Source organism: Stenotrophomonas sp. YJH_SMC_19 (genome assembly GCF_059367915.1).
This window is the reverse complement of the sequence record NZ_JCAFRI010000012.1, coordinates 121,674-130,344: the sequence shown is the minus strand read 5'-3', so window position 1 is coordinate 130,344 and position 8,671 is coordinate 121,674. Positions and strand designations below refer to the sequence as shown.

The 8,671-nt window shown below is 68.0% G+C and carries 8 protein-coding genes; all 8 read right to left on the bottom strand.

Annotated features, from left to right (window positions below):
• Positions 1–256: 256 nt before the first annotated feature.
• Positions 257–883: a CDP-diacylglycerol--glycerol-3-phosphate 3-phosphatidyltransferase gene (pgsA, locus tag AC5P5R_RS13780; RefSeq protein ID WP_005412825.1), complete on the bottom strand. Its 627-nt coding sequence runs from the start codon at positions 881–883 to the stop codon at positions 257–259.
• Positions 884–901: 18 nt separating this feature from the next.
• Positions 902–2,746, bottom strand: coding sequence for an excinuclease ABC subunit UvrC (gene uvrC, locus AC5P5R_RS13775; protein ID WP_005408879.1), 1,845 nt, complete (start codon positions 2,744–2,746; stop codon positions 902–904).
• Positions 2,743–4,155 carry a hypothetical protein gene (locus tag AC5P5R_RS13770; RefSeq protein ID WP_012479687.1) on the bottom strand — a complete coding sequence of 471 codons (1,413 nt, stop codon included), beginning with the start codon at positions 4,153–4,155 and terminating at the stop codon, positions 2,743–2,745. The genes uvrC and AC5P5R_RS13770 overlap by 4 nt, the downstream gene beginning before the upstream one ends.
• Positions 4,152–4,640: a low molecular weight protein-tyrosine-phosphatase gene (locus AC5P5R_RS13765; RefSeq protein WP_043034362.1), complete on the bottom strand. Its 489-nt coding sequence runs from the start codon at positions 4,638–4,640 to the stop codon at positions 4,152–4,154. The genes AC5P5R_RS13770 and AC5P5R_RS13765 overlap by 4 nt, the downstream gene beginning before the upstream one ends.
• A complete protein-coding gene (gene kdsB / locus AC5P5R_RS13760) occupies positions 4,637–5,410 on the bottom strand; it encodes a 3-deoxy-manno-octulosonate cytidylyltransferase (RefSeq protein WP_100438052.1) in 774 nt (257 codons plus the stop codon). The genes AC5P5R_RS13765 and kdsB overlap by 4 nt, the downstream gene beginning before the upstream one ends.
• 74 nt (positions 5,411–5,484) lie before the next feature.
• Positions 5,485–6,504 carry a tetraacyldisaccharide 4'-kinase gene (gene lpxK / locus AC5P5R_RS13755; RefSeq protein WP_060380511.1) on the bottom strand — a complete coding sequence of 340 codons (1,020 nt, stop codon included), beginning with the start codon at positions 6,502–6,504 and terminating at the stop codon, positions 5,485–5,487.
• Positions 6,504–8,252 (bottom strand): lipid A export permease/ATP-binding protein MsbA, encoded by a 1,749-nt coding sequence (msbA, locus tag AC5P5R_RS13750; protein WP_005412820.1) that lies wholly within the window; start codon positions 8,250–8,252, stop codon positions 6,504–6,506. Before msbA ends, lpxK begins: the two co-directional genes overlap by 1 nt.
• Positions 8,249–8,671 (bottom strand): ExbD/TolR family protein, encoded by a 423-nt coding sequence (locus AC5P5R_RS13745; protein WP_004152323.1) that lies wholly within the window; start codon positions 8,669–8,671, stop codon positions 8,249–8,251. Before AC5P5R_RS13745 ends, msbA begins: the two co-directional genes overlap by 4 nt.

The following is an 8,671-nucleotide window of genomic DNA, read 5'->3' as shown; positions in this document are numbered from 1 at the left end:
CGAGAGCTCTCCCCGCTTGCCCAGTCTTATCAGTTCGAGCGCCAACTCAACCAACTGTTCGGGCGGTTCAGGGAGAATCCGGCGTGGGGACCCAAGCTACTTCTCGGTCGCAAGACCTGGATCCACACGGTCGCCCACGCCAGGCTCTCGGCACCCAAGGTGCCAGATTGGCAAGAGATAAGATCCACGCCATGCGTGGATGGCAGCAACCGTGGGGTCAGAGCCCTTTCCTGCGGAAAGGGATCCGACCCCGGGCTCAGTTGCCCAGCTTCTTCTGCCGCGCACGCTCGCGCGCCGCGCGCTCGTCATCGCGCAGGCTGGGCCAGGCAGCGTGCAGGTACTGCAGGCCCGACCACAGGGTCAGTACCGCAGCAATCGCCAAAGTCCAGTCACCGATGTGGAACACCGGCCAGCCCATCCAGATGTCTTCCACCGGCACGTTCGGGGCCACCGAGTACAGCAGGCACAGCAGCGCGACCATCTGCGCGGTGGTCTTGATCTTGCCGATCATCGCCACGCGCACCTTCGCACGCTGGCCCAGCTCGGCCATCCATTCGCGCAGCGCCGATACCGCGATCTCACGGCCGACGATGACCGCCGCCCAGAACGCCATCCACGGCGTCGGATGGCCCTGCACGATCAGGAACAGTGCCACTGCCACCATCAGCTTGTCCGCGACCGGGTCGAGGAAGGCGCCGAAGGCCGACTCCAGCTGGTAACGGCGAGCAATCCAGCCGTCGAGCCAGTCGGTGATCGCGGCCAGGCCGAAGATCGCCGCCGAAGCGAAGTTGGTCCAGGTGTAGGGCAGGTAGAACACCAGCACCAGCACCGGGATCATCACGATCCGCAACAACGTCAGCCAGGTGGGCAGGGTCAACTTCATGCTTGCGTGCTTCTCTCTCTACTCGGCCGCATCAGGCGTGGCCAACCCGTGCAGGTTAGCGTAGATACGTGCCGCGAGGGCGTCATTGATGCCTTCCACCTTGGCGATTTCCGCTTCGCCAGCGGCTTTCAGGCCCACCAGGCCGCCGAAATGCTTGAGCAGGCTGGCGCGGCGGCGCGGCCCGATACCGGGAATGTCCTCCAGCTTGCTGGTCATCCGCGCCTTCTGCCGGCGGCCGCGGTGGCCGGTGATGGCGAAGCGGTGCGCCTCGTCGCGCACCTGCTGGATGAACTGCAGCGCCGGGTTGGCGGCGCCGGGGCGCAGCTCGCGGCCGTCGGGCATCACCAGCGCTTCATGCCCAGCGCGCCGCTCCACGCCCTTGGCCACGCCCACCAGCAGCACACCTTCCACGCCCAGGTCGGCCAGTGCGGCCTGCGCCTGCGCCAGCTGCCCGGCGCCGCCGTCGATCAGCAGCACGTCCGGCAGCACGCCCTGCTCTTCCACCGCACGGCGGAAACGGCGGTCGATGGCCTGGCGCATGGCGGCGTAGTCATCGCCTGGCTCGATGCCGCTGATGTTGAAGCGGCGATACTGCGCGCGCACCGGACCGGCAGCGTCGAACACCACGCACGAGGCCACGGTAGCCTCGCCCAGGGTGTGGCTGATATCGAAACACTCGACCCGCTTGACCGGCTCGGCCAGGCCCAGCATCTCGCGCAGTGCGTCGCTGCGCGCATGCTGCGCGTTGCGGCTGTTGAGTTCGGTGGCCAGGGTCAGCTGCGCGTTGCGGCTGGCCAGTTCCACGTAGCCGGCGCGCTCGCCGCGCACGTTCCACTTCAGCTGCACCTTGCGCTCGGCCGAGGCCGACAGCGCGGCGACCAGCAGGTCGGCATCGGGGATCTCGCGGTCCAGCAGGATCTCGCGCGGTGGCTCGAATTCGATGTAGTACTGCGAGACAAACGCGGCCAGCACTTCCTCCGGGCTTTCTTCACCATTGGTGCGCGGGAAGAACGGGCGGGTGCCGAGGTTGCGGCCATCACGGAAGGCCAGCAGCAGCACGCAGGCCTGCGAGCCCTGCATGGCCACCGCCAGCACGTCCAGGTCGGCAGCACGGCCATCCACGTACTGGCGGGTCTGCATGCTGCGCAGCGAGGAAATCAGGTCACGCAGGCGCGCGGCCTGCTCGAATTCCAGTGCCTCGCTGGCGGCCTGCATCTGCTCGCCCAGCTCGCGGGTCAGTTCGTCGCTCTTGCCTTCCAGGAACAATGCAGCGCGACGCACCGATTCGGCGTACTCGGCAGGCGCCACCAGCTCCACGCAGGGCGCGCTGCAGCGGCCGATCTGGTACTGCAGGCACGGCCGCGAGCGGTTGCGGAACACGCTGTCCTCGCAGCTGCGCAGCTTGAACAGCTTGTGCATCAGGTTCAGCGTTTCGCGCACCGCAGTGACGCCGGGATACGGCCCGAAGTAGCGGCCGGGAATGGCGCGCGGGCCGCGATGCAGCGCGATGCGCGGCCAGTCCTCGCGGGTCAGCAGCACATGCGGATAGGTCTTGTCGTCGCGCAGCGAGACGTTGTAACGCGGCGACAGCGACTTGATCAGCTGGTTTTCCAGCAGCAGCGCCTCGGCTTCCGAGCGCGTCACCGTCACGTCCATGCGCACGATCTGCGAGATCATCGACATGATCCGCGCATTCTTCGGGCTGCCGTTGAAATAGCTGCCGACACGGTTGCGCAGCGCACGTGCCTTGCCGACATACAGCAGGGTGTCGTCGGCCGCGTACATCCGGTACACACCGGGGGCGGTACTGAGCTGGGCCGCGAAGGCCTTGCCGTCGAAGGCCGGGGCGGGAACGTCGGTCATTCGCTGATCGGCACTTCGCTGAGCACGCCGCTTTCGGGGTCGAATCGCAGTATGGCGTGGGCGTCGGTCTCGGCGATCCACACCGCACCGGCACCCACGGCCAACCCGGCCGGGCCGTGCAGGCGGCGCGGCAGCGGCTGGGTGGTCAGTTCGCCACCGCCCAGACGCAGCGTGCGCAGGCGGCCATTGCCGGTATCGGCAATCCATAGCAGCGGCGCATCCGGACTCAGCGCGATCGCCTGTGGGAACTGCAGGCTGGCCTGCGCGCGCGGGCCATCTTCGTCACCGAAACGCCAGGGGCCCTGCCCGACCAGCGTCTGCACCAGATCCCCGCGCAGCTGCAGTGCACGGATCGAGGAGCCCAGCGCATCGGCCACGTACAGCACCTGCTGCACCACGGCCAGTGCAGTCGGTTGAGCAAACGCGGCCAGATGGCCGCTGCCGTCACGCTCGTCGATGGCACCGCTGCCGGCACGCCATTGCAGGCTGCGCTGACCCAGGTGGTAGCTCCAGATACGGTTGTCGCCGGCCATGGCGATGTGCAGCTGGTTATCGGCGATGGCGAGGCCGACCGGGTGGTCCAGCGAGACCTGCCGCGCCTGTGCTACCGGGCCCTCCACCGGCGCACCGGGGCGGCCATTGCCGCACAGCGTGTCGACGATGCCGGTCAGCAGGTTGATGCGGCGCACGGCATGGTTGCCGGTGTCGGCCACGTACAGTGCGTCGCGCTCAAGCACCAGCGCCTGCGGGCGATGGAACGCCGCTTCGGCGAGGTTGCCGTCCATGAAATCGGCCGTCCCCAGCCCGAACTGACGCAGGATGCGGCCGCCGTGGCTGCATTCGAGGATGCGGTGATGCCCACTGTCGGCGATGTACAGGCGTTCGGTGCTGACCGCCAGGCCCAGCGGAAAACGCAGGGCCTGCCGCGGCTCCGGATGCAGCTCGGTACCGCCGCGCGGCGGTGCCGACGGCGCGCCGTGGCACAGCGCATTCAACGCACGCTCAAGATCTCCCGGAGCCCCCAGCCCGACCAGCCGTTGCTGCTCGCGACCCTGCGCGTCCAGCAGCACCACGGTCGGCCACGATGTGATGCCGAAGCGACGCCAGCCATCCCAGTCGGCATCGAGCAGGACCGGCATTGACAGCCCCTGGCGGCGCAGCAGTTTGAGTGCGGCGCCGGCGTCACGCTCGAAATCGAAGCGGGGTACCTGCAGGACCAGCGGCTGCAGCATGCCAGGGTGACGCGACAGCCATTGACTGAATTCGGCCAGGCGCTGCGCGCTCCAGGCAGAAGCGGCGTTGACGAACAACAGCGCCACCGGCCGACCGCGCAGTTCGGTCAGGGTACAGGGGGCGGCATTGAGCCAGGTGGCGAACTCGGGCAGGTCCGGGACGGGCTGGACGTTCATGGCCCGATTATGCCGGAGTCGGCGTCATGCAACAGTCGTGCCACTGCACGTTTTGCAGCATTGTCGACCAGCGTCCAGACCTGTTCGAAGTGATCGCTGCCGCCGGTGTAGGGATCCGGGATGGCCGCCTGCCCCTCCCCGCCCGACCAGGGCAGGTACAGCGCCAGCCGCTCACGCTGGGCGGGTGCCACCAAGCGTCCCGCGTCCCGCAGGTTCGCCTCGTCGGCGCACAGGATCCAGTCGAAGCGGTCGAAATCAGCGGCGTGCAGCTGGCGCGCACGCAGGCCGCCGATGTCCACGCCGTGCCCGGCCGCGCAGGCGATCGCACGCCGGTCCGGCGGCTCGCCCACATGCCAGTCGCCGGTGCCGGCCGAATCCACCTGCACCCGCCCCGCCAGCGGTGAAGCGTCCAGGCGTGCGCGAAGCGCACCTTCGGCCATCGGCGAACGGCAGATGTTGCCGAGGCAGACGACCAGCAGCCTCATCGGGCAGCCAACGTCTGCAGCAGTGCTTCGGCGCGTTCCAGATCCTCGGGCGTGTCGATGCCCGCCGGGAATGGTTCAGGCGAGATCGCCACGCTGATCGGGTAGCCGGCCTCGAGCACGCGCAGCTGCTCCAGCGATTCAACCTGCTCCAGCCGACCCGGGGGCATCGCCGCGAACTGCTGCAGGAAACCGGCGCGGTAGCCGTAGATGCCGATGTGGCGCAGCCAGGCATGCCCTTCCGGCAGCACCTCGCGGCTGCGCGCGAAGCCATCGCGGTGCCAGGCAATCGGCGCGCGGCTGAAGTACATCGCCTCGTTGCGCACGTTGCGCACCAGCTTGACCACGTTCGGATCGAACAGGGTTTCTGCATCCTCCACGGCGGTCGCCAGGGTCGACATCGGTGCATTGCCTTCAGCCAGCGCCTGGGCCACCGCACGGATACCCGCAGCCGGCGCGAACGGTTCATCACCCTGCAGGTTGACCACCACGGTGTCGTCGGCCCAGCCGGCGATGCGCGCGCACTCGGCCAGGCGGTCGGTACCGGAGGCATGCGAGGTGGCGGTCATGGCCACCTTCACCTCGGCCAGCCCGGACAGCGCGTCGGCGATGCGTTGATCGTCGGTAGCGACCCAGACCTCGCCAGCGCCGGCCTGCAGCGCGCGGCGCGCCACGTGCAGCACCAGCGGCTCACCACCCAGCAGGCGCAGCGGCTTGCCCGGCAGCCGCGAGGCGGCATAGCGGGCCGGAATGGCGACGACGAATTCGGTCATGGGGCGATACTCGGCAGGCTCGTTACAACGGGGATGCGGCCGGCGGCGCGTGAATGCAAGCGCCGCCACGCCGCTCAGTTCGGTCGCAGCTTGTCCAGGCGGTCGGTCAGCGCCACCCAGAACGCGGCAGGCAGCTCGGCACGCAACGGCACCGCGTAATGCCAATCGTTGCCGAACGCGCGGCATTTCACCGCATCCTTCTCGGTCATCAGCACCGGCAGCTGGCTGCCGAAGGACAGGTCCTGCGGCTGGTAGGCCTGGTGGTCGGCAAAGGCGTGCGGCACCACGCCGATGCCACGCGCGCGCAGCATGTCGAAGAAGCGCTGCGGATGGGCGATGCCGGCCACCGCATGAACACGCTGGCCCTTGAAGTACGACAACGGGCGCGCGCGGCCACCGGCCAGCGGCTGCGCACTGTCGATGTGCAGGGCCATCGGCCACTGGCCGAAACCGCAGGCCTGTGCCGCGCTTTCCTCATCGGCCTGGCCCAGGTTGACCACGCGGAAATCGCATTCGCCGGCACGGCTGACCGGCTCGCGCAGCGGTCCGGCGGGAATCATCCGGCCGTTGCCGTAGCGCCGCTGGGCATCGACCACTTCGATCTCGATGTCGCGCGCCAGCCGGTAGTGCTGCAGGCCGTCATCGCAGACGATCACATCGCAGCCGGCCTGGATCAGTGCCCTGCCTGCGGCCACGCGGTCGGCGTCCACGCGCACCGGCACGCCGGTCTTCCAGGCGATCAGCACCGGTTCGTCACCGCCCTTGGCGGTCGGCGTGTCGGCCTGCACCCACAGCGGCTTGTCAGCGTCTTCACGGCCATAGCCACGGCTGGCGACGCCCGGCTTCCAGCCGGCCCCACGCAGGCGCTCGACCAGGGCGATGGTCAGCGGCGTCTTGCCGGTGCCGCCGGCGGTGATGTTGCCAACCACGATGACCGGCACCGGCAGCGCGTAGCGCTTGCGCCATCCGCGCCGGTAGGCACGGCGGCGCAGCGCGGTGACGCCGGCATACAGCGGCGCCAGCAGGCGCATCGCCCACGGAACCGGGCTGCCGTCGTACCAGTACGGCGGGGTCTGGGTACCCTTGCCAGCCATCAGTCCTGCCTTTCGCGGAACTGCATGCTGTGCAGATGCTGGTACAGGCCACCCATGGCAAGCAGCTCCTTGTGGGTACCCCGTTCAACGATGCGGCCGTGGTCCATCACCAGCACCTGATCGGCATGCTCGATGGTCGACAGGCGGTGCGCGATGACCAGCGTGGTGCGTTCGGGCATCAGGCGCTGCAGCGCATCCTGCACCAGTCGCTCGGATTCGTTGTCCAGCGCGGCAGTGGCTTCGTCGAGGATCAGGATCGGCGCGTCACGCAGGATCGCGCGGGCGATCGCCAGGCGCTGGCGCTGGCCGCCGGACAGCAGCGCGCCGTTCTCGCCGACCGGGGTCTGCAGCTGCTGCGGCATGCGCGCGATGAACTCCCACGCATTGGCCGCTTCGGCCGCCGCACGGATCTGTTCCTCGCTCGCTTCCATGCCATAGGCGATGTTGGCCGCGATGGTGTCATCGAACAGCATGACCTTCTGCCCGACCATCGCCACCTGCCGACGCAGGTCGGCCAACGGATAGTCATCCAGCGCGACGCCATCGAGGGTGATCACACCACCGCTGGGCTCATAGAAGCGCGGCACCAGCCGGATCAGGCTGGTCTTGCCACTGCCGGAACGACCCACGATGGCGGTGACCGTGCCGGGCTTGGCAACGAAACTGATGTCGTCCAGGGCAATGCCGCTGTCCTCGCGGTAGCGCAGCATGACGTGGTCGAAGGCCAGTTCGCCGCGTACGCGCTGCACGCTGTTGCGGCCCTCGTCACGCTCGACCTGCATGTCGAGGATGCCGAACAGGCGCTCTGCGGCGGCCACGCCGCGCGAGATCGAGGTCTGCACGCTGGTCAGGCGGCGCAGCGAAGGAATGATGGCCATCATCGAGGTCATCAGGCCCATGAACTGGCCGGCGTTGAGGCGACCGGCCAGCGCTTCACGCGTCGACACCCAGACAATCACCGCCAGCGCCAGCGCGGCCAGGAACTGCACCACGCTGGAGGCGGCAGCACGGGTGACTTCCACCTTCATGTTCAGCGACAGCATGCGGTTGGCCAGGCGCGAGTAGCGCGAGATCTCATGCTGCTGGGTGCCGTGCACCTTCACTTCCTGCTGCGCCGCCAGCGACTGTTCGGCGGTCTGCGCCATCGAACCCATGCCATCCTGGATGCCACGGCTGATGCGGCGGTAGCGCTTGCCCACGTAGGACACGATCACGCCGATCAGCGGTACCACCACCAGCATCGCCACGGTGACCTTCACGCTCATCTGCAGCATTACCGCCAGCATGGCGATGATGGTCAGGGTGTCGGCCACCACGGTCTTGAGTGCGTCGGCACTGGCCTGGGTGACCTGTTCGGTATCGAAGTTCAGGCGGCTGACCATCACCGGCGTCGCTTCGGTATCAAAATGCGAGGACGGCAGGTGCAGGTACTTGGCCAGCACCTGTTCGCGCAGGTCGCGCACCACGCTGCGGCCGGTCTTGGCCAGCGCGTAGTCGCTCACCCAGGTGGCGACGCTGCGCATCAGGAACAGGCCCAGGATGGTCAGCGGCAGGATCACCGCCATGCGCGGTTCCGGGTTGACGAAACCGCGGTTGACCAGCGGCTCCATCAACTTGGTGAAGTGGTAGCCCGCCAGGGCTTCGACCACCATGGCGATGACCGCGGCCACCATGAACACCCAGTAGGCGCGGGTGTACCCCAGCAGACGTTTGTAGATCGGCCACACCGGCGCGTGATTGGAACTCATGGACGCACCTCGGGTGCTGTTGCAATGGCAATACGGCGGAAGCCGAGCTGACCCAGCGCGTCCTGCGCGGTCACCACGGCCTGGTAGGGAGTGCGTGCGTCGGCACGCAGCAGCACGGTCTGCTCGCGATCGCTGCCGGCCACGGCGGCGATGGTCTGCTTGACCGACTCTACGTCGCTGCGCAGCACTTCCTGGTCGTTGATGAAGTAACGGCCTTCGGCGTTGATCAGCACGCTGAGCGAGCGCGGCGGCTCGTTGGTCTGCTGCTGGCTGGCGGTCGGCAACTGCACCTGCAGCGTCGAACGCGCGTCGAAGGTGGTGGTGACCACGAAGAAGATGATCAGCACCAGGATGACGTCGATCAGCGGCACCAGGTCGATATGCGGCTCATCCTGGGATCGGTCGTTGCCGATACGCAT

What these genes read in the sequence shown, in the direction of transcription:
- pgsA (WP_005412825.1), bottom strand. Translation starts at nt 883, where the DNA reads ATGAAGTTGACCCTGCCCACCTGGCTGACGTTGTTGCGGATCGTGATG.
- uvrC (WP_005408879.1), bottom strand. Translation starts at nt 2,746, where the DNA reads ATGACCGACGTTCCCGCCCCGGCCTTCGACGGCAAGGCCTTCGCGGCC.
- AC5P5R_RS13770 (WP_012479687.1), bottom strand. Translation starts at nt 4,155, where the DNA reads ATGAACGTCCAGCCCGTCCCGGACCTGCCCGAGTTCGCCACCTGGCTC.
- AC5P5R_RS13765 (WP_043034362.1), bottom strand. Translation starts at nt 4,640, where the DNA reads ATGAGGCTGCTGGTCGTCTGCCTCGGCAACATCTGCCGTTCGCCGATG.
- kdsB (WP_100438052.1), bottom strand. Translation starts at nt 5,410, where the DNA reads ATGACCGAATTCGTCGTCGCCATTCCGGCCCGCTATGCCGCCTCGCGG.
- lpxK (WP_060380511.1), bottom strand. Translation starts at nt 6,504, where the DNA reads ATGGCTGGCAAGGGTACCCAGACCCCGCCGTACTGGTACGACGGCAGC.
- msbA (WP_005412820.1), bottom strand. Translation starts at nt 8,252, where the DNA reads ATGAGTTCCAATCACGCGCCGGTGTGGCCGATCTACAAACGTCTGCTG.
- AC5P5R_RS13745 (WP_004152323.1), bottom strand. Translation starts at nt 8,671, where the DNA reads ATGCGTATCGGCAACGACCGATCCCAGGATGAGCCGCATATCGACCTG.